The sequence below is a fragment of the Paenibacillus sp. FSL M7-1414 genome (genome assembly GCF_038003195.1).
GTDB lineage: Bacteria > Bacillota > Bacilli > Paenibacillales > Paenibacillaceae > Paenibacillus > Paenibacillus amylolyticus.
Map to the genome: position 1 here is coordinate 1,188,951 of NZ_JBBOOS010000001.1, position 24,333 is coordinate 1,213,283.

Consider the following 24,333-nt stretch of genomic DNA (forward strand, 5'->3'; position numbering starts at 1 on the left):
TTGAACTAATCATTTACACGATAACGGAGAGGACAGAAAAAACCTGAAAAAGCGAAGCGTTCGCCTTTATCCCCGGATTTTCCCTTTAGTAAAAGAATCAATAAATCTGGGGATAACAGCGATTGGAAGGTTGTTCTGTCATCGTAGTGTCAGTGTAAATAATCTTTATTTCAACTTATATAGATGCACGGTATAAGCGAACGCTTTAATAGTGTAGTTACCTTGATCATGGATCAAGGTGGTGATGGAGCACTCGGGAATAAGTTGGTTCTGCATAGCTATAAAATCGGAATGCCAGACGTTAAGCTCGCCCTCGGTAAAGGTTTGCACCAGAAAATCAGTAATGAGTCCACCATGTGCAACCACAATAATGTTACTGTTCTCTGGCTCTTCATTAGCTAATTCGGTTAGGAGGGAGGTCAGCCGTTCACCAGCCTGTTTGGCCGAGTCACCCACGGGTGGAATGTAATCTGGGTCAGACGTACATCGATCCCACATCGCAATGAATTCTTCGAATGACTGATCCGGGCAATCGCCCCAATTGGCACGTTCGCGCAGGCGAGGATCTTCGGTTGTATGGGAATGGGTGTGGCGGGCAATCATGTTGGCGGTTTCTTGGGCTCGTCGAAGTGGGCTGGTAAGGATTTTAGTAACGGGAAAGGTAGCTCTGGCAAAATGAAGTGCTGTGGCTTCGGCTTGTAAAACCCCTTCGGAAGTGAGGGAGACATCACCGATTCTTCGTTCTTTGAGACCATGTCTCACCAAATGAAAGGTGGTACTCATGATTGGAAACCTCCTTAGTTATAGACAGTTCACATAAATGATTAGATAATAAACTAATTATATATTCATCTAATTAAATATTGCAATGAGGCTTTTAAGCAAGACAGTTTATATTCAACCTATAGAATTGCTACAATGGAGAAAAGTGAGGATCGATCGTTGAAGGAATGGAGGTATCGACATGAGCATCACAAAGCCTTGGACAGGAAGCCTGTATCAGGAGGGTTTGCGAACAGAGGATTGCGGGCCGCGATTTTACGCGTACTACTACAAGCAATGGGACAACTATCGTATGTCCTATCACCATCATGATTCCACAGAGATTATGTATATTATTTCGGGAATGTGCCGGGTGGATGTGCAGATGCCGGATGGGGGCTCGGAGCAGGCTGTTTTGAAAAAAGGACAGTTCATTATGCTCGATGCCGGTGTCCCGCACCGTTTGCTGGTGGAAGATGGTGTCCCTTGCCGGATGCTCAATGTGGAGTTTGGATTCTCAGGCTCACCTCCCGGACAGTTATCCATCCGTCAGCTAGCGCTGGAGGAGGAAGAAGTTCACACTCTACTTACTAATGCTTCGCCATATCTGGTATTGCCTGATCCGGAAGAGGTGTACCATATTATGAAAAGTCTGGTGCTGGAACTCGATCAGCGTGGTCTGCTGGAGCAAGGAAGATCGAACGTGCCGATGAAGATCATTCCGCCAGAAGAAAGGTTGCATCACCGCGAGGCCCGAAATCTAACGTCTCCAGAACAGGGCATGCTGGTGCGTACATTGTTCATCCAGTTGCTGGTCCGTGTTGCACGTCTGCGTGGAGAAATGAGCCGGAGTGCGCCAGATCAGGCGGAACTGTACGTCAAACGAACCATTGAATTCATGCATCACAATATGGATCGCAACATTCAGATGAAGGATATTGCGGCAGCAGTTAATCTGCATCCAGGCTATTTACATCGTATTTTTCGTCAGCACACGCAGCGCACACCGACCGACTACCTGACGATGCTTCGCATGGAGAAGGCCAAGATGCTGCTTCAGCAGACGAATATTCCTATTTCGGAAATCTCCGACTATGTTGGAGTAGGCAGTCGTCAGTATTTTCATATGTTATTCAAGAAGACGACGGGCATGACTCCGGTCGAATTTCGCTCCTCTATGGAACGACATGTTAGTCAGTACCCGTCGGATGAATGAGCCGATTGCAGTTATTTTCGAAGACATATCGATTAGTGGGACTGGCGCGTAAAAGTTAGGATTTTTGACAACAAGATCTTGAACAGGTCATGATTTTGATAACGCTTCCCTATTTACGGTTGGTACAATGATTTCATGAAGAGGGTCATTAACCGAAGCGAAAGATTCGGATTTAGGGGAGGACATAGACATGTCGTTTAAAGTGGCGTTTATCGGGGCAGGAAGTATCGGATTTACACGGGGATTGCTAAGGGATTTGCTGACGGTACCAGAGTTTAACAACATCGAGATTGCGTTCTGCGACATTAGCCAGCACAATCTGGACATGGTGACTGAGCTGTGTCAGCGGGATATCCGTGAGAATGGATTGAATATTCAGATTCAGCCGACAACGGATCGGAAAGAAGCTTTAAAAGATGCGAAGTATGTACTGTGTACGATTCGTGTTGGGGGACTGGAAGCATTTGCAACCGATGTGGATATTCCACTGAAATATGGGGTAGATCAATGTGTAGGCGATACGCTGTGTGCAGGCGGCATTATGTATGGACAACGCGGAATCGCCGAGATGCTGGACATCTGTAAAGATATTCGTGAACAGAGTGCACCCGACGTGCTGCTCTTGAACTATTCCAATCCGATGGCGATGCTCACATGGGCTTGCAACAAATATGGCGGTGTGCGGACGATTGGACTGTGTCATGGCGTACAGCATGGTCATCATCAGATTGCGGAAGCTTTTGGCTTGAAAAAGAGTGAAGTGGATATTGTCTGTGCCGGCATCAACCATCAGACCTGGTATATCCAGGCTTCTCATGAAGGCAAGGACCTTACAGGCGATTTGCTTGAAGCTTTCGAAAAACATCCGGAGTACAGCCGCACCGAGAAAGTGCGGATCGATATGCTGCGGCGCTTCGGGTATTACAGTACGGAATCGAATGGTCACCTGAGTGAATATGTGCCGTGGTACCGCAAACGTCCGGAAGAGATTAACGAATGGATCGACCTGGGCAATTGGATCAACGGAGAGACGGGTGGCTATCTGCGGGTATGTACCGAGGGGCGCAACTGGTTTGAGACTGATTTTCCTAACTGGATGAAGGATGAACCGATGCAATTCATTCCGGAAAAACGGGGCGAGGAGCACGGATCGTACATTATTGAAGGACTGGAGACGGGACGTGTCTATCGCGGACATTTCAATACCATTAATAATGGAGTAATCTCGAACCTGCCGGATGATGCGATTATTGAGGCACCGGGATATGTGGATCGTAACGGTATCTCCATGCCTCATGTAGGCGATCTGCCACTTGGTCCGGCTGCGGTATGTAATGTGAGCATTTCCGTGCAACGTCTTGCGGTTGAAGCAGCGGTGAACGGAGACGACAAATTACTTCGTCAGGCGTTTATGATGGACCCGCTGGTGGGTGCCGTGTGTAATCCAAAAGAAATTTGGCAGATGGTCGACGAGATGCTCGTTGCACAGGCCGAGTGGTTGCCGCAGTACGGAGATGCGATTGCAGCTGCAGAAGCAAGACTTGCTGCAGGTGACTTGATTCCAACAAAGGAATATGAAGGTGCAGCACGTCTTAAGGTGAAAACAGTGGAAGAGATGCAGCAGGATCGCGATGCCGCGAACAAAAACGCGGGGGAATCCGATAAAGGGAAAGATCGCGAGAAAGTGCAGCAATAGATAAAAATGCGTAAGGGCCTCTCCGAAATGGAGGGGCCCTGTTTGTTTCTATTTTTTTTCGACACCACGGATAACAAAGGCAAAAGAGGTATCACCCAAGGAAACCTGGGAATTTTGAGGGGAAGTCCAGCGGGCAAAGACTCCATAATAATGAGTCCTTTTTCCTGCGCTAACTGGAATGAACCTTCTCGCAAAGAGTTGAGGGTGAGGCAGTTTTGTTTGTACCATGACTTGGAGTAGGATTACAGCCGGATAATATAAGCAAAGTTGAAAGAAATAACAATGGGGTCAATGTTCTTATCGTATTGAAGAATTTTATTTGCAAGAGAGGAATGTTGCTAGTGTTACTCTTGCGATGCATATTTACCATGTGATACATATTACCTTTACAGACATAGTAATATGTCTTATAGTATACACAGGACGGAAGAAAGTCGGTGAAACTCGTAGATGGATGTGCAAGTGATTAACAGTGATCTGATTCGGGGCAATATTGACCCCATCATTCTGAGTGTACTTATACCCGCAGATAACTATGGCTACAGCATTATTAAGGAGATCTATCGCAAGAGCGGAGAGCAGTTTGAATTGAAGGAACCTACGCTTTATTCCAGTTTGAAGAGGCTGGAGAAGAGTGGATATGTGGAGTCCTACTGGGGGGAAGAGACGCAGGGAGGACGACGCAAATATTACCGAATTACAACGCAAGGCCTCGAAGCCTATAGAGAGCAGGTTCATGCTTGGCAAGCAGCCAAGGCACTGATTGATTGCATGATTGTCACTGGAGAAAAAGGAGATGAAGACCTATGAGATTGGAAGCTCGCATCACTCGCCATGTGAATCGTTTGTTCGCTCACGCACAAGATACATTAGACAATCGAGAATTAAAAGAAGAGATTCACAGCAATCTCGCTGCGCGGATTGACGATTATATCTCGCAGGGTATGAGTGAAGAGAAGGCGTTCCAGACCGCCATTCAGCATATCGCTGGTATGGATGAAGTGATGAGTGACCATCGAAGGGTACAACGTGTTCCTTACTGGACAGCGTTGTTGCAGTCTGCTCTGATTTATAGCCTCATAGCCTGGATCATTACCATTCCAATGAGAGTGCTGATGCAAGGCTCCGCCATAAACAATCTGCTTATGATCGTGAGTCTCATTGTTGGTGGCATGTATGTATTGTATCTGTTGATCAACAAGACGAACGATTCTGCAACTTCCGTGAAAACCACGGTTATTCGAATCCCTGCCTTAGTGCAGTGGAATCGCAGAATATGGTGGTTGTGGGCGGTATTAATACTCGTACTATGGGGAACGCAGGCAGCATTGCGATTCGGAAGCAACATCTGGTTTAATCGACCCATTCAGGTGGATGGACCCTATCAGTTTGCTGTGATCGTCATTGCCTTTGCCATCCCATTACTGAGTGTTATTATTCCTTTGGTTGTGCATCGGGCGTATCGGATCGTTAGTAAGTATGAAGTGAGTGATGCGTTATGAGAATTAGAAACATATGGATTATAACACTTGTTGTGTTGGGCATCAGTGGCTTAGTGATTGTTGAAGGTTTCGTTAATCCGAAGATCGAGGCGAAACAGGCTCGGTACGAGGAAGAGCAGCAGAATCCGCTGACACATGATTTTGCCACTTTAGCCAAATATCGCAGTCCCTACATGGGTGATAATTCAAACCTTAGTCATCTGAATCGGGCTTTACCTTTACGTGAAAGATTGAATGGTTACCAACTGTACCCGGAGACGTTCACGGTCCAAGTGAATTATAGCTTGGATACGCGTGGGATGGATGCAGAGGCACTTGAGCGGATACTTGTATATAATGCGGTTGCGAACTTTGTTATGATCGATAATCTGGAGCAGATCGTCTACCAGTTTGAGAATACCAGCCATACCTTACATCGTGAATCTGCCCAACAATGGACAGGTACGGAATTAAAGGAGCTTCAGAACCCGGAGCTATGGAATTCGACTGTACGCGAGAAGCTGGTGGAACCGGCACAAGTGAAAGAGGTTTTTTCACAGATTGTTGACAATTAAGCTGCATGAAATAGAAGGAAATAGGCAAGAGACTCGACTCTTCTCCCATGCTATGTTATTATAAATCTCTGATAACGTGGTAACGAACTAAAGCGTTTGGGTTTTGGTTATAGACATGGAGGGGTTCGAGAGATGAGAAAAAAAGCGATTCTACTATTATTCATTAGTATATGTGTATTGATTGTGGCTGGTTGTTCCAGTTCCGCAAGCAAAGACGATAACACGATTGTTGTAGGAATTGATGATAAGTTTGCTCCAATGGGTTTCCGGGACGAGCAGAATGAAATTGTTGGTTTTGATATTGATTACGCAAGAGCTGCAGCGGAGAAAATGGGTAAAGAAATCACATTCCAGCCAATCGACTGGTCTTCCAAAGAATCAGAGCTGAACAGTGGCCGGATCGACATGATCTGGAACGGGTACACCATTACGGATGAGCGCAAAGAGAAAGTGCTCTTCACGAAGCCGTATTTAGAAAATAGTCAGGTAGCCATTACCTTGGCAGACTCACCAATTACAAAGCTGGATGAACTCGATGGCAAAAATGTTGGATTGCAGGCGCTGTCCTCAGCGGCAGATGCACTGGCAGCAAGTCCCCTGAAGGATAAAGTGAAAGCTTCCGAATTCAAGGATAACGTGCTTGCACTGACGGACTTGAAAACGAAACGTCTGGATGCGGTCATCATTGATGAAGTGGTAGCGAGATACTACATGTCCAAAGAAGAGGGAACATTCAAACTGCTGGATGAATCTCTTGCACCGGAACAATATGGCATTGGTATCAAAAAAGGCAACGAAGAGCTTCTGAATCAGCTGCAAAAAGCACTGGATGAGCTGAGTGCAGATGGAACAGCAGCTAAAATCTCCACCCAATGGTTGGGTGAAGATAAGGTTCTGAAATAGGCAGGTTATACACCTGATATATAGTTAGAAACAAAACGGACCCCGTATTCCATGCTGGAGCGATTCATGCCCCAGAGGAATGCGGGGTTAACAGATTAGAGGAGACAAAACAATGAGTTGGGATTATCTATCGACCATTTTAAAACCGATGCTAGAGGGTGCGCAGACCACCGTTTTCATGTTCTTGCTAGCGATCGTGTTATCTGTACCGCTTGGATTTGCGGTCACGCTTGCGATGAGAAGCCAAATTAAACCACTGGCGTGGATTGCCCATACCTATGTATATGTGATGAGAGGAACACCGCTACTGCTCCAAATTCTATTCTTCTGCTTCGGTTTACCGTTGCTTCCGGTGATTGGAGAGTATCTGGTGTTTGATCGTTTTGTTGCAGCGGGGATTGCGTTCATCCTGAACTATGCGGCGTACTTCGCTGAAATCTTCAGGGGCGGACTGCTTTCCATTGATAAGGGGCAACATGAGGCAGCGAAGGTACTGGGGTTAACAAAGTGGCAAACGATGACTAAAGTCATTATTCCTCAGATGATTCGTGTAGTATTGCCCGCAACGGCCAATGAGTCCATTACGCTCATCAAGGATACGGCACTGCTCTATGCCGTGGCTGTACCTGAGCTGTTGTATTACGCCCAAGCGGCGGTAAATCGCGACATACAGCTGTTACCTTTCTTCGTGGCGGCGGTTATGTATCTGCTCATGACACTCGTACTCACCGTGCTGTTCAAGGCACTGGAGAAGCGGTTTTCATTTGAATAAATTAAATCTGATTAATCAAAGGACTGTCTGCATATGACACATATAATAGAAGTAAATCAGTTGAGAAAATCATTCGGCACACTTGATGTGCTGAAGCAGGTATCTTTCAACGTGGAACCAGGCGAAGTGATTGCCGTGATCGGGCCTTCGGGTTCAGGGAAAAGTACGATGCTGCGCAGCCTGATTCATCTGGAGGATATTTCGGGCGGAACGATTCGCATTCAGGATCAGACGTTGGTCGATAATGGCCGTTACGCGGGTGCCGCAGATATTCGCAAGATGACGGATCGCATGGGCATGGTGTTTCAGCATTTTAACTTGTTCCCGCATCTGACCGTACAGGCTAATCTGGAACTCGCACCGAAGACTTTGAAAAAAGAAAGTTCAAGCGTCATCAGGCATCGCAGTCTTGAATTACTTGGAAAAGTAGGGCTATCGGACAAGGCCGATGCCTATCCGGCCAATCTATCCGGTGGACAGAAACAGCGTGTAGCCATCGCTCGTGCACTCATGATGCAGCCGGACATTCTGCTGTTCGATGAGCCGACATCGGCACTTGATCCGGAGCTGACCGGGGAAGTGCTGCGTGTCATCAAACAACTTGCACAGGAAAATATGACCATGATGATTGTCACGCATGAGATGGGCTTCGCCCGTGATGTTGCGGATCGCGTATTCTTCATGGATAACGGGGAAATCGCAGAAGCAGGTCCACCAGAACAGATCTTCGGCAATCCGAAGCTCGCACGTACCCGGACGTTTTTACAGCGGGTGGAAGTGGAAGGATAGAAGGCATTCCAAATCTAAGAAATGTCAAAAGGACGCAATCCTATGAGTAATAAGGGATTGCGTTCTTTTTGCTTTTTAAAATAATAGCTTATGTCCAAAGGTATATGTTCCAGATAATCAATACCAGGGTCAACACGATATAAGTTACTACATTCCAACGTGTTCGAATTCGATAAGTGGTGTAACTCATGATTCCAAACAAAACAATACTAAAACATAATACAGCTACATTATTTCGATAAAGAGCAATAGGTAGAAGCATCACAATCATAAGTATGTTCATTACTTTATCGATTTTCATCTGAGTTAATCCCCCAATGTAATCTAGAAAAGTACTACCATAATAATATCTATATGTTAGAGGTATTCTTGATTTGTATCATCACACGGATAAACGGTTCTTAAACTCATATCCTTGAAGTACAATTTATAAGCTTATGGATGTAGGTATATGTCCAGGGATGATGGGAATAAAATAAATCTAATGGTAATTCATAATTAACACAATATGGATATTATTTTTCCTAATAATCGATTATAATGAACATACTTAAAGAACAGGGAGGATTTACCTTGGAACATCACGAAAATGATGTAGATCGTTATTATAACGACACATTGCCACCACCGCCTTATGTAGTACCAAAGACCAATAGCAAGTCGATTGTATCACTAGTTTTGGGGATTCTGTCCGTCACGATTCCTTACGTGGGAATTTTAATCGGAATCGTCGCGATTATATTTGCATCTTTAGCCTTCAAAGAGATCAGAGTTCGCATGGAGCAAGGCAGAGGATTGGCCATTGCTGGACTTGTTTGTGGAATCATCGGTACAGCGATGTATGTATTACTTATTTTGCTCGTGCTATTGTTTAGTTTCGCTATCTCAAGTTCTGAAATTTACTCTACATACTAGAAATATGAAGTTAGCAAACTTAGATTTTATCTCAAACTAAAAAAGCAAAGGCGTACTTTAACTCACACCTCTTGTTGTCCAGAAGAGGGTGGGGCTTAGGTACATGCCTTTGCTTTTTATTTTACTTTTTACAGGTGAAGTGAGACTTCACTGCTGACGTTTGCGTTCTCCGTGGTATGAGGCATCAGGAAATACGTTAAGGTTCCTCCCAGGCCAATCACGGCGAAGATGCACAGAATACCAATCTGATCCCAAGCCACACCGAACTGTCCACTTGAGATAACTGCTTTATAACCTGTTACCGAATAGGTCATAGGCAGCCATGGATTAAACACTTTCAGCCAATTTGGAATCAGTTCGAGCGGGAAGGTGCCTGCGCTGGTGGTGAGCTGGAAGATCAGCATCAGAATCGCGAGGAATCGTCCCGGATTCTCTAGCCACGTCACTAGCGCCTGAATGATGTACATGAAGCTTAGGCTGGTAACAAAGCTGAATAAGAGGAACAATGGAACGCTCTGAACATCCAGACCCAAGCCGTATAAGACCAGCCATGAAGCAAGCAGGGACTGCGCTGCACTCATGAGTGTGAAAGCCAGCGTTTTACTCACAAAACGATTCCAGCCACTTGCTTGGCTAACTGTGCTGCCACGTGTGGGTACAACCAGTGTGGCAATCAATGCGCCGACAAATAGCCCGAGTGACAGGAAGTATGGCGAGAATCCTGTACCGTAGTTAGGTACCTCATTATATTTATGTTCATCGACCTGAACAGGCTCTGCATACATGGTTACGAGTTCATCGGTCTTTTTTACACTACCCGTCTGCTCAGCCGCTTCATTCAACTTGGTGGCAAGTTCGCCAGAGCCGTCTGTTAGCTTAAGGGTGCCTTCTTTTAACTGACCAGCACCTTCATCCAGCTTATGTGAGCCATCTGCAAGGGTTGAGATTCCGTCTGTAAGCTGGCTTACACCCGCAACCAACTTGCCTGCACCAGCATTCAATTGACCTGAACCATCCGCAAGTTTGGCTCCTCCAGCGGTTGCTTCGGATAATTTGGAATTGAACTGTTGTAGACCAGTCGCAAGCTTTTCTTGTCCGGCAGATAATTGCGTGGCTCCTTGTACCAGTTGTTGTTCACCCTGTACCAACTGGCTGCTGCCTTGATGCAGTTGTTGCTGTGCAGCATGCAGGTTTTGACTGCCAGCGACCAATTGCTGCCCGCCCTGATACACTTGTTCGCTGCCAGCGGCAACTGCCTGACTTGCTGCCAGGAGTTGCTGCACAGCTGGACTTGCGGCAAGTTCAGGACTGGCTTCAGCTAATTGGGCGAGCCCTTGTGCAACCGCTTTGGCACCCTTGCTAACTTTGGCGCTGCCCTCAACAGAACTTTGCAGTCCAGCAGTCAGCTTTGCACTGCCTTCCTCGGAAGCCGCCAGTCCTGCATCCAGCCTGGCTGCGCCTTCCTGAGCAGATTGAAGCCCAGCCTGTAGCTGTTTGCTACCTGTCTCAGCCTGGGCTGCTCCATCACCCAGCTTAGTGCCTGCTGCTGCCAATTGAGACAGGCCACTGGACAGGGCACTCGCGCCAGTATGAAGATCACCTATGCCATGGGCGAGCGTAGTCGTACCTTCTTTTAACGGAACTACGCCCGTTTCCAGCTTGTCAGTGCCTGCGGCCAGTTTGGACAGGTTCTCTTTTAATGTAGCAGCACCCTCATCCAGCGTGATCGCACCATCATGAATCTGACCTGCTCCATCCCCGGCATCTGCCAAACCACCAGAGATTTTTTCAACCTGATCCAATAACGTTTCGGTATACGATTCTGTGACTTTGGCAGCGACTTTGGAGCGAATTTGTTTGACCGCCGTGCCGCCAATCTGACCCGCGAGGAAGTTGTATCCTTCATTGGGTTCGTAGATCAGGTCGGCCGGCTCGGGGTGCTCATCCATCAGGGTTGTTGCTTTGGTGGAAAAGTCCTCCGGAATCACAATCGTCATATAATACGTGTTGTCTTGCATACCTTGTTCTGCTTGTTCACGAGTCACGAATTGCCAGTCGAAATCATCACTTTTTTTCAATTCATCGACGAGATCCTGACCTACCTCCAGTGATTTATCATTGTAGACTGCACCCTGATCCGTGTTGACCACGGCTACAGGTAATTCATTCATTTTGCCATAGGGGTCCCAGAATGCGTTCAGGAACAGGCCACTATACAGCACTGGAATGAACAGTACAACGAGGATCGGAATAAATACTTTTGGTTTCTTAAAGGCGGACTTCAGATCCTGCCCAAATACGTGGAATGATTTCATCATGTTCTCTCCCTATCCTCACGGTTTTATCTCTATTATGTGTTGAATCTAGTGGCATGCCTTTCTCTATGTGGGGGATAAGCCATTCTTGAGAAAGAGGCCCACAAAATCCTTGATCTGATCTTTGTGCAACGTTGGATGCGCTTTGTTCCAATCTGAGGTTAAGGTGACATACAGCTTCAGCAGGACAAAAGAAACCAGCTTGGGATCATCTCTGCGAATCTGCTCTAACTCCATGGCACGGCTCACTTGACGCTCCAGATATTCGAGAATGGCTGTCTCCACTTTTTGCAAACCTTCTTTGGCCTGTGGTGTACCGAACTCGTTAACCTCCTGAAAGAGCTTGATCAACAGCTCATGTTCCTCACGATACTCCAACAAAGAATCCATACTCATATGCACGTTATCCAGAAAGGAATTCTCTTCTTTCACCGTCTGCTCTGTAATCTGTCTCATATCCGCAATGATTGAGCGCAGAATCTCGCTGAACAGTTCTTCTTTATTATCAAAAAAAGTATAGATCGTTCCCTTGCCCACATTGGCAAGTCTCGCAACCTGCTCCATCGTTGTGGCCTTGTAGCCAAACAAGGCAAAGGATTTCTCGGCAGAATCCATCACCTGTTGCCTTCGATCTATCGTTTTCATCGCATATACACCTCCTTGTAGGTTGAAAGGATAATGGTAAGGTAAGTCCTGTATTGACCATTTTACTATTATGGTCAGTTGGTCGTTAACAACTGTAGCACTTGAGCAGGGAAGGTGGATGTGATCTTTGTCATAAACGGATAGGACAGGTGCGAATGTGATGCTCACATGAAAACCCTGGGGGATTCGCACCTCAGAATTTGTCGAAATGGGCAAAATTGTTACCTTAAGGCAACATGTAAGCATAATTTGATTGAATAATGATATGGAAAGTCATAGAATAATAGTGAAAAAACATGTTTTTGATGGCTCGGGTTGTTGAGATACGTTTTTTTTCGCTGTCGCACTCCGTATGAGTGCGTGGATTGAAATAATCCAAGCGCTTTTATGGGTTATGTGTTCAGTCGCACTCTGTGTAAGTACGTGGAATGAAATCTTTGTAGTAGCGTTGTTACAGGTACGGGTGTCTGATCGCACTCCGTATGGAATGCAAATCGAATCCCTAAAAAAGTCTTACCTTTCTCATGCTAAGCATGGATAAGTGGGTAGGACTTTTCTATTTCAGAGAAATAAAAAACTGAAAACTGAAATGTGCTATTAAATGCAGCATATTTTAAGATCTTTTGTTAAACAATAGATTTGACCTATGGTAGAAAAATCAATATAATGTTATTAATTGTAAAATAAGGAGGAAGGGTATGTCGAGGTATTATGATGGATACGGATTAGACTCGACTGTGACACTTCTCAGAATAGCTTATGGTCTTGACAACTGGAGAGAGGTCGTTAAGTTAGGTGAAACACTTTATGAAGAATCACTTCGTATATATAATTTACAAATGTTGACTAAGGAACAGGACATCGTTGAAATACATACGCAACGGGCAATAGTATATTACATTGGATACAGTCGTTTGATGCAAGGAATAGCGTATCAAAAACTACTAGAGTTTGATAAAGCTAGGGAATGCGTATTACAATATAGTGATTTTCAGTGGATTAAATTGACTAATCAAGAGACACTTAATGAAATTGAATTTTATAGCGATATAGCCAAGATCAATTTAATGGTTTTGGATTTACTTGAGGGTAATGCTACAAAGCTTGATGAATACGTAGCTTACATTCAAAAGTCAAAAGGTGAGATCATGTCTGGAATATTAACTCTCCTTGAAGCCAATCGTTTAAATAATTTACCTATTCAGGAGTTTGAGTATCTATTTGAAAAACATCGCTTGATTAGTGATACTACCATAATGACTGATATTGATGTTTCTTATTATCTAAAATTTAGTTTTGAGTTGGCGATGTACTATAGCCGTAATGGTAATGACTCCGATGCAATCGACATCTTACTGAATTGTTTGGCAATATCTCCTAAAATTAATCAGAATAAGATAAAATATGTAGCCTTTTTTGAAAAAATCAGAGAGCAGGCTACACATGCACAGATTAACACTTACAAATCTATCTTAGAGGGGATGTTATGATGAAGAAAAGAAATGCTCTAAATATGGTGTATTCAATTGTTTTGGCAACGTTAGCAGTACTCCCAATTGAGAGTATAATGCAGTTATTTAATCATGGCGTTGGTCATTAATTTTTAAATAATCTACTGAATACAGAAAATCTGTCCAAAGTATAAACTATACCCTAAAGAGTAGACACTTTAAAAAAGTTCTCTATGGGGTATTTTTGTTGTATGCCACGATTTAGGATTAACTCAGGAGTAAAAACATTTATGCGTTACTTTCTGCTATCGCACTTTATACGAGTGCGTGGATTGAAATCACGGCGTATGTATTCCGGACTTGTTCATGGAGTGAGTGGACTGGAATCCATCAACCGTCTGCGTATGGTGTACCAGACGGACGTCGCGCTATGTATGGAGTGCATGAATTAAAATTGTAGTAAGAAGACGAGGAGTATGGCCTCAGTACCTAACTTAGCTTCTAATACGAGTAATGAATTCACAGATGGCTGAGCTGTCTGTGTTTTTTTATGGTAACGGACAGCACAATGGTTGCAACCGAAGTGTTGCTGCTCATTTTTTAGATTTTCTCGCAAGTCTTAGAGTTGCACAACTTCAAATGAAACCTGAAGCTTTGCAACATGTTTATTGATGTATTAGAGATGCCACTTGCATGAATGCAGTACACCAAGGAGCACATTGGCCAAAATAACTGTTTCCTGTTCTTATGTGTTTATTGAGTTGAATAGCTATCGTAAAAAGCTCGTAACTATGTCTTAGTTGAATCCGTCTAATAGATTGAGGTGATTGTGAATGAAACCATTTAAATATTGGAGCCCACGTTTGAGTATACTTTTGATTCTAGTCATTATTGTTGGCTGTGGAACATCGAATAAGGGAGAAATAACATCCAAACCCCAGGAAACGGTTACGGAAGAAGTTTCAAAGGAATCAACGAAACGATGCCCGGGAACCCTTGAATGGATTGATTTTCTGATGTTCAATGATGTTACATACTTTCAAAACAACGAAGGGACCAAAGAGGTGCCTGCAGAGCAAATTGGGGATAGGGTAGGGGAAGTGAGCTACATGCTGAACGAGCATGCGTGTGCGGATCACGTGACCGAGAATGGTGATGCGGCATATCTTCCAATTGGAACTGTTATATATGAACTGAAAGGTTATAAGTCGCATTATCGCGTAGTAGCGAATAATAAGGTTTACGAAGCAAAAGAAAATCCCAATGCTAAAACAATGGGAGACCTGATGGACATTGAAGACAAAGTGGAAAAAGTCAGCCTTGAAAGCGGGAACGATGGCAGCCCAATCGGTGACTTTCCCCAGGAAGCCACATCCGATTTTATGAACGAGCTTTTGCCGTTGCGATATGTTGGCTTTGATGAGGTGTATAAGAAATCCAAACATGAGACAGGGATTTTTTTACGTGTGCACCTTCAAGATGGCACATCTTTTCGAATGGTTTATTATCCAAAAGCGAATGCTTTCTCAGCAGGTGCTTTTGGAACAGAAAAGATACAATCATTGATCGTTTCTCAGAGAAAAGAAATTAAAGCAGCTGCAGGATTATAGTGGATTGGAGGTTCAACAATCAGTTGATGACACCACTGTCTGTTAAATGATACCGGGAAGTATAGAACTAGAACCTACCTACCCTACCCTGGTAACAACAAAAAACCAAGGCTTTGAGTGTAGTCACTCATGAGCCTTGGTTTTTACTGTGTCTTATTACTTTTATCTGTATCCTATTAATTCTATTCTGCGCGTACTTTAAAGAATGAGATCAGTTCTTGAAGTTGCTCGGATACAACCGAGAGTTCATCGGAGGCACTCACAATGGCAGCCATGGAGGCTTCCTGCTCATCAATTGACTGCTCAATTTGTTTACTGCTGCTTGCTGCCTTGCTGACATTGGCAGACAGTTCATCGGCTGTGGCAGACATTTCTTGTGTGCTTGCTGAGATCTCTTCAGTAGAACTGGAGATATCCTGAATCTGGTTTGCAACTCTATTCGTAGCAGTCAGAATATTCTCGAAAAATACGCCAGTCTCTTGGGTAACTTCCAAGCCTTTGGTAACTTCCTTGGAACCCAACTGCATCGCCTCGGAAGACTGAATGATATCCCGTTGAATTTCTTCAATTAACTGTCGAATTTGCTTCGCTGATTCCTGCGATTGCTCTGCCAGATTACGTACCTCACCTGCAACCACCGCAAAACCTCTTCCTTCTTCACCTGCGCGGGCTGCCTCAATTGAAGCGTTAAGTGCAAGCAAGTTGGTTTGTCCAGCAATCTCCGTAATCACGTTAACAATGTTGCTAATCTGGTTCGAGTTATTTTCCAAAGACTGAATCGAATTTGACGTATTTTGGACCGCACCCGAGATCAGGCGCATCTGCTCAATGACTTGTTGCATCACCACATTACCTGTGCTGGAGCGCTGCTCCATGCTGAGTGCTTCATCTGCCACATCGGCTGAGCTGCTGGCGATCGTCTGCACTACCGTTGACATCTCTGTCATGGCACGTGCGTTCTCCACAGTGGCTTTGTCTTGTGACACCAGTCCAGTAGATATTTCTCGAATATTGGTGCTGATGGATTGAATGTTCACATTATTTTTCTCGGAAATGCCCAGTAGTTGTTTGGAAGATTCCGAGAGGTGATGTGAAGCATTCTGTACTTTATAGATGGTTGTATTGAAGCGATGGATCATCGCATTAAACTTCTCGTTGATGATACCCAGATCATCTCGCCCGGTATCGATGGTTACGTCCAGATTACCCGTGCTGACTTCTTCGATACCTTTCATCAGATTGCGGATCGGAAGCAACGTTCTTTTCAGCAAAATGAATTGCAACACCATGAACAGGATCAGGAAACCGACCAGGAACATCAAACCGTACGTAAGCAGTTTGTTCAGACCTTTTGGAACGGCACTTGCATCTACATCGAAGTAAAGAGCAGCGTACATGGAGCCATCTGCGTTATTAATCGGATAGATCAGAGTGGTCCAGGTTCCGTACTCATCCGTGTAGAAATCACTGAAGGCAGGTTTTCCGTCCTTTTTCATCTGTTCCAGCACTACGACGTTATTCTGAGGCAGCGGGTACATGGCACCTGCGGGCAGATTACCTTCCTCGAATGGTTCCAACAGGTTCGTTGGAATCGCGATGATGGACGTTCCGTTTCCTTGCTCAAGTTCCGAACCAAAAATGTACGCTTGCGCGATGTTTGGATAGAATTCATGGATGGAATCGAGATAAGCTTTCATTTCCAGCTGTACAGGACCGGAGTAGCTTTTTTCCTTAGCCGCTTCTGCCACCTTGGCAGTGTCGAGATCGTCATACCATTTCTGGGTGATGACGGTAGCTTGGTCGTGCAACTGTTCAACCAAGATATTTTTTTGCAATTGATACGCAGCAGTAATCAGGATTACCCCGATCAACATGATGCTGCCGAATGAAATCACCAAATTTTTGATGAAGAAAGGCATGGTACTCCAGCGAAGCTTATTAAACAAGATGGTTCACTCCTTCTACGATTGTGACGAAGGACTTATCCTGGGTGTTGTACACGCTATGTAATTGTTGACTTAAAAACTGTGAAATCGTCCCTAAAACACTGTTTGATCAAATTCTCTTTTGTTTCTAAAAGCTTTTCGTAATGAGTTTTGCTATTCACGTATATGAACTCCAGGTAAGTTCTACTCTTCAGATATATCGTTATATAGGCATATTAATGTTAGATATTTGCAACAAAATAGGACTTATGAACCGGTTCCAAGGTTATAATTGCGCTTTTTTTCATTATGTTTCTTGTATATCCATGAAAATTTCATAGTGATACATACTATTTATTTTTGTGGTTTATCGCGTTTAAGATTCACTAAAGGTTCATCTCCTAACATGTTTACATAAGCCACAGTTGCTTAACAGAAACCAAGAAGGAGGATTCATCACTTGAATATTTTATTACGAAAAGCTGCAGTAACAGCATTATCCGTGACCATGGTAACGTCATCTTTTGGGCTGATCGGAAGTCCGAATGCAGCATATGCTGCAGAAAGTACAGCGACAACCACGAGTGCAGGCGTGACGCAAGCTTATGAATCGTTGTTCCAGACGGATAACGTCATTGATGTGAATGTAACGATTGATGATGCAGACTGGAAGAGCATGCTCGAAAGTCCGCTCGATAAGGATTATAAGAATGTTAGTGTGGAAGTGGACGGCAACAAGCTGGACAACGTCGGTTTCTCCACCAAGGGCAATCTGACCCTGAAAGCCGTAGCCTCAATGGAAGATTCGGACCGTTACAGCTTCAGACTGAAGTTTGATAAATACGACAAAACACAAACGCTGCTTGGACTGGACAAAATGGTACTGAACAACAACTACGCCGATCCGTCGTATATGCGTGAAGTTCTTCACTATGAAGCACTGCGCAGCATTGGCATGGATGTACCAATGACGAACTATGTTAATCTGTACGTTAACGGCGATCTGGTGGGTTTCTATACTGGCGTTGAAGCAGTGGATGATAGCTATCTGGAGCGCAATTACGGTGAGGATTACGAAGAAGGTGTCCTCTATGATACGGGTGAGAAGAGTTATCTTCAATATGAAGAGGACAGTGACTACAGTACAATCACCAAAGATTTGGGTACGGATAAGGACAAAGCCAAACTCAAAACCTTCATCCAAACGCTTAACGAGATGCCAGAAGGTGAAAAAGGTGATATTGAAAGTGTACTGGACGTGGATTCAGCGCTTCAATATATTGCAGGCAACATGGTTTTTGGCAACTATGACAGCTATAACGGCGACAAAGGACACAACTACATGCTTTACAGTGATGCCGCGGGCAAGTTCACCGTTGTTCCTTGGGACTTCAACATGTCCTTCAACGGGTACTCGGGTGGAGGTGGACGTGGCACAACAACCGGATCAACCACGACCAACACCAACGCAACGAACGTATCTGTGGACGAGCCGGTACTGGGCATTAACATGGAAAATGTACCGATGATTAATAACCTGCTTGCTGTGCCGGAGTATAAGGAAAAATATTTGAGCTACGTCAATGAACTGACGGACTACATGGAAGGCATTCAGGATCGTATTACTGGCCTTGCCGATGAGATTCGTCCTTATGTGGAAGCAGATCCCACGAAATTTTATACGACAGAACAGTTCGAATCCAACATCGCTTATTCTGCAAATGCAGACGCGGCAGGTGGTATGGGCGGTACACCACCAGCAGGATTTGAAGGCATGACCCCACCCGAAGGCATGGAAGGAATGACTCCGCCTGAAGGTTTCGAAGGAATGACACCTCCAACTCAGCCGGGTGCCGCAACTGGAAACGGTACAACAGATGCAACAACGGGTAGAGATAATACCCAGACACGCCCTGGTGGTAACTTTGGCGGCGGTGGGGGCGGAGGCATGGGCTCCATGGCAGCCGGGTCACTGACGACATTTGCACTGAACCGTCTTGCGAATCTGCAAGAGCAACTTGGACGTGAAGTAACGCCTTTGCCTGAGACTTCGGAAGAGACAGGTTCGAATACCTCATCCGGAACAACTGACAAAACCATTACCGTAACTCTCGATGGTAAATTGATCACATTCCCGGATCAGGACCCGCTGCAGCAAAGTGGCCGAGTGATGGTACCTGTGAACGCAATCCTTGAAGCAATGGGTGCAGAAGTGACTTGGGACAAAACGGAGAAGACGGTAACAGCTGTACTGAATGATCAGACCCTTGTGCTCAAGATCGGGAGCAGCACCGCAACCGTAAATGGAGAGACACTCGAAATTGATGCACCAGCGATCATTCAAAACAGTCGCACACTTGTGCCTGTACGCTTCATCTCAGAAGGACTGGGACTTACCGTGGACTGGGATCAAACCGCTGCACAAGTAAGCCTTACATCCAAATAAGAAATATCTCCTGCAGATCAACGTTGTTGTATGGAAAATAAAAAAAGGGATTCGATGGTCAGATCGAATCCCTTTTTGTTCTGCTTTTTGAGGTTAGACGGAGCGAACATCCAGCAAAATCCGGCCTCGTCCATGTCTGGCCTCACTTTTGGCATGCGCTTGATTCGCTTCACTCAAAGAACATTCTTACATGATTACGGATAATTCGTAAAATATTAGCTTTCAACAAGTTATTTTTGTGATAAAAGTCACTGAAATATTATAAATATTGTGATCACTCCTACCGATAAGACTATAGTGATATTCGAAACGGAATCGAAATTGGCTTGAATATCCCCACAATTACATAGGGAAAAGGGTGGCTCACACACATGCGAAGCATGAGCATCGGTACCAAAATCAGTTTGATCGTTATCTGTATATTTATCGTCTTCTCTTCAGCCGTGGCGGTAAGTGTAATCCTGGAGATGAAGCAGGGGATCACGACATTTGCTACAGAGAAGGCAAAGCGAGATTTGGAGATGGCGAATAGTATCATTACATATAAGCATCCAGGAGATTGGGCCATTAAGAACGGACAATTATTCAAGGGAGATACCGCGCTGGAAGGCAATTTCGAATTGGTGGATGAGATTGGACAAGCGTCTGGGGACACAGTGACGATCTTCCGAGGTGACGAACGTGTTGCAACAAATGTCATGGTGGACGGAAAGCGTGCTGTTGGCACGAAGGTATCGGACGAGGTCGCCCAGACCGTTTTGCAGCAAGGGGAAAAATACTTCGGTGAAGCCGTGGTTGTGGGCCAGAAATATCAGACGGCCTATGAACCAATCAAGAACGCATCCGGAGAGATTATCGGAATTTTCTATGTTGGCGCTTCTCAATCGTTAATTGATGTAATTATCTCCTCATTCCTCAAGACATTCCTGATCGTATTCCTGCTTGCAATGTTGGTCGCAATTACCCTGATCCTGCTGTACGTTCGCAGGGTGAGAGTAAGAATCGAACGGGTATCCGTAGCGATTAAACGTGCGGGTACGGGCGATTTCACACAGCCAGTTGTGGACAACGTCCAAGACGAGATTGGCATGCTGGGCATGGGATACAATGAGATGAGAAGTAATCTCCAGGTCATCATTCAAGGAGGACTTCAAGCTGCGGAGAAAGCAGAGCATTCGACTGGGCTGCTACTGAAGATTGCGGACCAAACGTCCAAAGAATCGGCGCAGATTGCATCCTCCGTTGAACAAGTCGCACAAGGAGCCGAGAGTCAGACAATTAGTACAGAAGAAAATCTGCAGGCCATGGAAGAAGTGGCGATAGCCGTACAACGCATGGCGGACAAGGCCTCCAGCATCTCGGACTCTGCTTTGTATTCACGCAAACAGGCTGAAACAGGAGGTGAAGCGGTGCAACTTACCGTTCAGCAGATGTCTACAATTGAATCTTCCGTTACCACAACGGATGAAGTTATTCGTATGCTGGAAGGGAAGTCGGCACAGATTAGCCAGATGGTTTCCGCCATTCATGAGATTGCAAATCAAACGAATCTGCTTGCCCTCAATGCATCCATTGAAGCAGCAAGAGCAGGGGAGCATGGCAGAGGATTTGCTGTTGTATCTACCGAGGTTCGTAAACTGGCTGAACAAGCCGGAGACTCTTCAGATCGTATTGAAGAACTGGTCGAAGCCATGGAACAAGATATGCAGCAATCGCTATCGGCCATGTCGAGAGTGAAGGACGAAGTACAGGAAGGACTGCGCTTGACCCGGGAAACGGAGCAAAACTTCAGCCTGATCCGGGATACAAACCTACGTATTGCTACAGAGATTGAGGACATGGCTGCGACAAGTGAAGAGATGTCCGCAGGCGTGGAGCAGATTGTAGCTTCTGTGCATGAGATCGCTCGCCATGCGCAAACGGCTAGTACCAATTCACAACAGGCTGCCGATTCTGTCCATGAACAGCTCAAGTCGGTAGAGCAGATCAAGGCATCTGCGGCTATTTTGTCTGATGTGTCGACAGAGCTCCAGACCTCACTTAGTCCGTTTAAGATTTAATATCTGTTACAATAGGGAAAAGGAGGGACTACAATATGGCCCCTGATAAAACAAAACTTTTCCCGAATGATAATATCCGTACGGTATGTTACATTCAGAACCTGCCGCCCCGTTCAAACGTGGACATCGGTGATTATACGTATTATAGCGATAACACAAATCCGCCAGAGCAATTCTATGACCGGATACAGCATCATTATGACTTTATTGGTGATCGCCTGGTCATTGGAAATTTCTGTGCAATTGCGGAAGGTGTGACATTCATTATGAATGGTGCGAATCATCGGATGGAGGGGATGACCACGTATCCGTTCAACATTTTTGGTGGAGGATGGGAGCGTGTGACACCTACACTGGAACAACTTCCATATAAGGGTGATACGTTACTGGGGAACGATGTATGGCTTGGACAAAATGTGACGATCATGCCTGGTATCACGATTGGAGACGGGGCAATCGTTGCCTCCAATTCAACCGTTGTTAAAGATATTGAACCCTATACGATTGTTGGTGGTAATCCAGCCAAGACTGTTAAAAAGCGTTTTGACGAAGAGACGATTGCACTGCTGCTGGAATTAAAGTGGTGGGATCAGGATGAGGAATGGCTGGATACGCATTTGGAACGTCTTGTCTCTACATATGATCTACAGATCTTGCGCGAACTTCTGAACAGCAAATAGGATGGTTGTGCACAAAAGACAAAAAAAGCTGGTTCCTGACAGAGCCGGCTTCCAAGCAAATCAGGCCCTGGACCGTTTTGAGCGGATCAGGGCCTCTTGTTGTCCAAGATGAAATGTTAATTTAGCGGGTGGGTGGTCGTAGGGTACAATCAGACTTTGTTGATGGGGGCTTCAAATGAGTGTGATTTTCTGTATGATCCGAGTTTGTCTGTTTGCCTGAATAAAAGTTAATGATATCATCAACGGTAGTAAACACGACATTTAAATCCATATTATCATTGTGTGTTTGAATAAAAACCTCTTTTCAATAAGTTGTTGCGTTGTTTAATTTAAAGCTTCTTTCATGCTTAAGCCTGCTGTGAATACAGGAACTTTACCTGCAGGTAGTTGAATTTCTTTGCCTGTTTTCCGACTTCTTCCCGTTCTTGCCTCACGCTTCTGCACTTCAAATTTCCCGAATCCGACCAGTTGAACTTCTTTGCCTTCTTTGAGAGCTTCGAGAATCGAATCCAATACAACGGTTACAGCTTTTTCAGCATTCTTCTTGGAGAAACTGCCAGCCTTGGCTACTTCTGTGATCAATTGTTCTTTATCCATGGGGAATACCTCGCTTTCATTCTTGGGATGTGGAAACTTTGCTGTGACACATATGTGTAAATAAAAAGCTGCCTTATTAATAAGGCAGCTTTCATATAATTAAAGTTTAGTAACGTTCTCAGCTTGTGGTCCACGGTTACCTTGAGTTACTTCAAATTGAACGCGTTGACCTTCGTCCAAAGATTTGTAACCTTCACCTTGAATTGCACTGAAATGAACGAATACATCTGTTCCTTCTTCAGTTTCGATAAAGCCGAATCCTTTATCCGCGTTGAACCATTTCACTGTACCTGTTTGCATGTGATTCCTCCAAAAAATAAGTTTTTAGCCGATCATTATGACGAGTATAATTTAAAATTGACACTCACCTGGTGCATTTAAACCACGAACTTGATGTCCGCTAATGTATCGATTAATATGATAATACCATGTCCGCTAATATAAGTCAAGATTTGGAGGTATTTTCTAATGAATCAGTCATCAGGGGTTTCGGTGCAGCGGGAACCGACAGTAGAGGAATTCATACATATGCTTGCTAAAGAGGGAGAATTACATCCCAAAACCGTGAAGGAATATGCAAGTGATCTGAAGCACTTTATCGAATGGTACAAGGAAAGCACCATGCTCAGCGAAGAGTTTTCACTGCGAATTGAAGATGTGGATACATCCACTTTAGTCAGTTATCGTGAAGATGCTCACAACGTTATGTTATTGAAACCAGCCACCATTAACCGGAGGTTAATTACGCTGAAGCGTTTTTTCAAATGGGCTGTCTTGGAATCCAGGCTCAGTCATGATCCTTCCAAACCATTAAAATTCATCCCGGAAGACAAAGTAAGTCCACGCCGAATGACATTGGAAGAAGAGCAGGCATTCCTCGCGGCAGTGGAGTATGGTAATTCCCTTCGTGATCAGACCATCCTCACCCTTATGTTTCACACAGGCTTGCGAACGATGGAGGTATGCAACCTCAAGCCTCATGATATCGAAATTGGTAGACGAAGCGGTCACCTGACAGTGAGCGCAGATAAACGCAACGTGCAACGTAAGATCCCTCTGAATATGCAGTGTGTTGTCATGTTGAATCAGTACTTATCTGATCTTGCTACCGATCGAGCGTACCTTTTTCCCTCAGAGAAGACAAATGATCGTTTAACGGAGAGAGCACTGCGCCACCTGATTAAAAAAGTAATGATAACAGCAGGGCTGGAAGGACTGAGTTCACACGACCTGCGTCATCGTTTTGGCTACGCCATGGCTGAGCATACGCCACTGCACCGTTTGGCCGAGATAATGGGACACACCAACCCAGATACAACAATGATTTATTTTAAAGCATTAAGTACGAATCATCGTAAAGAACAAGAATGAAGACTGAATTATAGTCAGAATCAAAACACCTCTTATTAGAAGTACTTCGAAATTTTCCGTGTTTGTATTACTTTAACCTACCTTTAGCATTCATATACGATCCTTCACATTTCACTTAGGCACT

At 44.7% G+C, this 24,333-nt stretch carries 22 protein-coding genes; 16 read left to right on the plus strand and 6 right to left on the minus strand.

The annotated features are described in order from the left end of the window. Positions 1–165: 165 nt before the first annotated feature. Positions 166–783 carry a histidine phosphatase family protein gene (locus tag MHH92_RS05330; RefSeq protein ID WP_340902452.1) on the minus strand — a complete coding sequence of 206 codons (618 nt, stop codon included), beginning with the start codon at positions 781–783 and terminating at the stop codon, positions 166–168. A 181-nt stretch (positions 784–964) separates the two neighbouring features. On the opposite strand from MHH92_RS05330, the gene MHH92_RS05335 reads away from it, so the two are divergent. From MHH92_RS05335 to MHH92_RS05375, 9 genes are all read left to right on the plus strand, one after another. Continuing rightward, positions 965–1,978 (plus strand): AraC family transcriptional regulator, encoded by a 1,014-nt coding sequence (locus tag MHH92_RS05335; RefSeq protein WP_047841824.1) that lies wholly within the window; start codon positions 965–967, stop codon positions 1,976–1,978. A 190-nt stretch (positions 1,979–2,168) separates the two neighbouring features. Beyond that, positions 2,169–3,674, plus strand: a complete 1,506-nt coding sequence (locus MHH92_RS05340; protein ID WP_340902453.1) for an alpha-glucosidase/alpha-galactosidase — start codon at positions 2,169–2,171, stop codon at positions 3,672–3,674. A 450-nt stretch (positions 3,675–4,124) separates the two neighbouring features. Next, positions 4,125–4,484: a PadR family transcriptional regulator gene (locus tag MHH92_RS05345; protein WP_047841826.1), complete on the plus strand. Its 360-nt coding sequence runs from the start codon at positions 4,125–4,127 to the stop codon at positions 4,482–4,484. Continuing rightward, entirely contained in the window at positions 4,481–5,176 is a 696-nt protein-coding gene (locus MHH92_RS05350) for a permease prefix domain 1-containing protein (RefSeq protein ID WP_340019406.1), read from the plus strand. Before MHH92_RS05345 ends, MHH92_RS05350 begins: the two co-directional genes overlap by 4 nt. Further along, positions 5,173–5,730, plus strand: a complete 558-nt coding sequence (locus MHH92_RS05355) for a DUF4825 domain-containing protein (protein ID WP_340902454.1) — start codon at positions 5,173–5,175, stop codon at positions 5,728–5,730. The genes MHH92_RS05350 and MHH92_RS05355 overlap by 4 nt, the downstream gene beginning before the upstream one ends. A gap of 132 nt (positions 5,731–5,862) precedes the next feature. Then, positions 5,863–6,633, plus strand: a complete 771-nt coding sequence (locus MHH92_RS05360; protein ID WP_145320967.1) for an amino acid ABC transporter substrate-binding protein — start codon at positions 5,863–5,865, stop codon at positions 6,631–6,633. A gap of 112 nt (positions 6,634–6,745) precedes the next feature. Next, on the plus strand, positions 6,746–7,405 hold the full coding sequence (locus MHH92_RS05365) for an amino acid ABC transporter permease (RefSeq protein WP_340902455.1): 660 nt from the start codon (positions 6,746–6,748) through the stop codon (positions 7,403–7,405). A 33-nt stretch (positions 7,406–7,438) separates the two neighbouring features. Continuing rightward, the gene (locus tag MHH92_RS05370) at positions 7,439–8,194 is read left to right on the plus strand and encodes an amino acid ABC transporter ATP-binding protein (RefSeq protein ID WP_340902457.1); all 756 of its coding nucleotides are present in this window, start codon (positions 7,439–7,441) and stop codon (positions 8,192–8,194) included. A 573-nt stretch (positions 8,195–8,767) separates the two neighbouring features. Further along, the gene (locus MHH92_RS05375) at positions 8,768–9,109 is read left to right on the plus strand and encodes a DUF4190 domain-containing protein (protein ID WP_237176756.1); all 342 of its coding nucleotides are present in this window, start codon (positions 8,768–8,770) and stop codon (positions 9,107–9,109) included. Between the two features lie 128 nt (positions 9,110–9,237). Here the strand turns inward: MHH92_RS05375 and MHH92_RS05380 are convergent, their stop codons facing one another. Both MHH92_RS05380 and MHH92_RS05385 read right to left on the minus strand, forming a co-directional pair. Beyond that, a complete protein-coding gene (locus MHH92_RS05380; protein WP_340907630.1) occupies positions 9,238–11,424 on the minus strand; it encodes a YhgE/Pip domain-containing protein in 2,187 nt (728 codons plus the stop codon). A 66-nt stretch (positions 11,425–11,490) separates the two neighbouring features. Next, positions 11,491–12,069 (minus strand): TetR/AcrR family transcriptional regulator, encoded by a 579-nt coding sequence (locus MHH92_RS05385; protein ID WP_211081901.1) that lies wholly within the window; start codon positions 12,067–12,069, stop codon positions 11,491–11,493. Between the two features lie 698 nt (positions 12,070–12,767). Here MHH92_RS05385 and MHH92_RS05390 point away from each other — a divergent pair. The 3 genes from MHH92_RS05390 (at position 12,768) to MHH92_RS05400 (ending at position 15,130) form a co-directional block, all read left to right on the plus strand. After that, complete coding sequence (locus tag MHH92_RS05390; RefSeq protein WP_017690356.1) at positions 12,768–13,559, plus strand: hypothetical protein; 792 nt, start codon at positions 12,768–12,770, stop codon at positions 13,557–13,559. A 251-nt stretch (positions 13,560–13,810) separates the two neighbouring features. Then, complete coding sequence (locus tag MHH92_RS05395; RefSeq protein WP_340902461.1) at positions 13,811–13,972, plus strand: hypothetical protein; 162 nt, start codon at positions 13,811–13,813, stop codon at positions 13,970–13,972. A 381-nt stretch (positions 13,973–14,353) separates the two neighbouring features. Next, positions 14,354–15,130 (plus strand): hypothetical protein, encoded by a 777-nt coding sequence (locus MHH92_RS05400; protein WP_340902463.1) that lies wholly within the window; start codon positions 14,354–14,356, stop codon positions 15,128–15,130. A gap of 182 nt (positions 15,131–15,312) precedes the next feature. Here MHH92_RS05400 and MHH92_RS05405 read toward each other — a convergent pair whose 3' ends face one another. Continuing rightward, positions 15,313–17,049, minus strand: coding sequence for a methyl-accepting chemotaxis protein (locus tag MHH92_RS05405; protein ID WP_340907631.1), 1,737 nt, complete (start codon positions 17,047–17,049; stop codon positions 15,313–15,315). Between the two features lie 466 nt (positions 17,050–17,515). Here MHH92_RS05405 and MHH92_RS05410 point away from each other — a divergent pair, with 466 nt between their 5' ends. The 3 genes from MHH92_RS05410 to MHH92_RS05420 all read left to right on the plus strand — a co-directional run bounded on the left by MHH92_RS05410 (position 17,516) and on the right by MHH92_RS05420 (position 22,241). After that, on the plus strand, positions 17,516–19,501 hold the full coding sequence (locus MHH92_RS05410; protein ID WP_340902465.1) for a CotH kinase family protein: 1,986 nt from the start codon (positions 17,516–17,518) through the stop codon (positions 19,499–19,501). 371 nt (positions 19,502–19,872) lie between these two features. Beyond that, entirely contained in the window at positions 19,873–21,561 is a 1,689-nt protein-coding gene (locus MHH92_RS05415) for a methyl-accepting chemotaxis protein (RefSeq protein WP_340902467.1), read from the plus strand. Positions 21,562–21,596: 35 nt separating this feature from the next. Continuing rightward, on the plus strand, positions 21,597–22,241 hold the full coding sequence (locus tag MHH92_RS05420; protein WP_253505998.1) for a Vat family streptogramin A O-acetyltransferase: 645 nt from the start codon (positions 21,597–21,599) through the stop codon (positions 22,239–22,241). Between the two features lie 324 nt (positions 22,242–22,565). Here the strand turns inward: MHH92_RS05420 and MHH92_RS05425 are convergent, their stop codons facing one another. Both MHH92_RS05425 and MHH92_RS05430 read right to left on the minus strand, forming a co-directional pair. Then, positions 22,566–22,838, minus strand: a complete 273-nt coding sequence (locus MHH92_RS05425) for an HU family DNA-binding protein (RefSeq protein WP_340902469.1) — start codon at positions 22,836–22,838, stop codon at positions 22,566–22,568. Between the two features lie 99 nt (positions 22,839–22,937). Further along, positions 22,938–23,138, minus strand: a complete 201-nt coding sequence (locus tag MHH92_RS05430; protein ID WP_017690333.1) for a cold-shock protein — start codon at positions 23,136–23,138, stop codon at positions 22,938–22,940. Positions 23,139–23,306: 168 nt separating this feature from the next. On the opposite strand from MHH92_RS05430, the gene MHH92_RS05435 reads away from it, so the two are divergent. Then, a complete protein-coding gene (locus MHH92_RS05435) occupies positions 23,307–24,209 on the plus strand; it encodes a tyrosine-type recombinase/integrase (protein WP_340902478.1) in 903 nt (300 codons plus the stop codon). Positions 24,210–24,333 lie beyond the last annotated feature (124 nt).

Excerpts from the sequence above, each read along its gene's own strand:
- MHH92_RS05330 (WP_340902452.1), bottom strand. The coding sequence starts at position 783 with ATGAGTACCACCTTTCATTTGGTGAGACATGGTCTCAAAGAACGAAGA.
- MHH92_RS05335 (WP_047841824.1), top strand. The coding sequence starts at position 965 with ATGAGCATCACAAAGCCTTGGACAGGAAGCCTGTATCAGGAGGGTTTG.
- MHH92_RS05340 (WP_340902453.1), top strand. The coding sequence starts at position 2,169 with ATGTCGTTTAAAGTGGCGTTTATCGGGGCAGGAAGTATCGGATTTACA.
- MHH92_RS05345 (WP_047841826.1), top strand. The coding sequence starts at position 4,125 with ATGGATGTGCAAGTGATTAACAGTGATCTGATTCGGGGCAATATTGAC.
- MHH92_RS05350 (WP_340019406.1), top strand. The coding sequence starts at position 4,481 with ATGAGATTGGAAGCTCGCATCACTCGCCATGTGAATCGTTTGTTCGCT.
- MHH92_RS05355 (WP_340902454.1), top strand. The coding sequence starts at position 5,173 with ATGAGAATTAGAAACATATGGATTATAACACTTGTTGTGTTGGGCATC.
- MHH92_RS05360 (WP_145320967.1), top strand. The coding sequence starts at position 5,863 with ATGAGAAAAAAAGCGATTCTACTATTATTCATTAGTATATGTGTATTG.
- MHH92_RS05365 (WP_340902455.1), top strand. The coding sequence starts at position 6,746 with ATGAGTTGGGATTATCTATCGACCATTTTAAAACCGATGCTAGAGGGT.
- MHH92_RS05370 (WP_340902457.1), top strand. The coding sequence starts at position 7,439 with ATGACACATATAATAGAAGTAAATCAGTTGAGAAAATCATTCGGCACA.
- MHH92_RS05380 (WP_340907630.1), bottom strand. The coding sequence starts at position 11,424 with ATGAAATCATTCCACGTATTTGGGCAGGATCTGAAGTCCGCCTTTAAG.
- MHH92_RS05385 (WP_211081901.1), bottom strand. The coding sequence starts at position 12,069 with ATGAAAACGATAGATCGAAGGCAACAGGTGATGGATTCTGCCGAGAAA.
- MHH92_RS05390 (WP_017690356.1), top strand. The coding sequence starts at position 12,768 with ATGTCGAGGTATTATGATGGATACGGATTAGACTCGACTGTGACACTT.
- MHH92_RS05395 (WP_340902461.1), top strand. The coding sequence starts at position 13,811 with ATGCGTTACTTTCTGCTATCGCACTTTATACGAGTGCGTGGATTGAAA.
- MHH92_RS05400 (WP_340902463.1), top strand. The coding sequence starts at position 14,354 with ATGAAACCATTTAAATATTGGAGCCCACGTTTGAGTATACTTTTGATT.
- MHH92_RS05405 (WP_340907631.1), bottom strand. The coding sequence starts at position 17,049 with ATGCCTTTCTTCATCAAAAATTTGGTGATTTCATTCGGCAGCATCATG.
- MHH92_RS05415 (WP_340902467.1), top strand. The coding sequence starts at position 19,873 with ATGCGAAGCATGAGCATCGGTACCAAAATCAGTTTGATCGTTATCTGT.
- MHH92_RS05420 (WP_253505998.1), top strand. The coding sequence starts at position 21,597 with ATGGCCCCTGATAAAACAAAACTTTTCCCGAATGATAATATCCGTACG.
- MHH92_RS05425 (WP_340902469.1), bottom strand. The coding sequence starts at position 22,838 with ATGGATAAAGAACAATTGATCACAGAAGTAGCCAAGGCTGGCAGTTTC.
- MHH92_RS05430 (WP_017690333.1), bottom strand. The coding sequence starts at position 23,138 with ATGCAAACAGGTACAGTGAAATGGTTCAACGCGGATAAAGGATTCGGC.
- MHH92_RS05435 (WP_340902478.1), top strand. The coding sequence starts at position 23,307 with ATGAATCAGTCATCAGGGGTTTCGGTGCAGCGGGAACCGACAGTAGAG.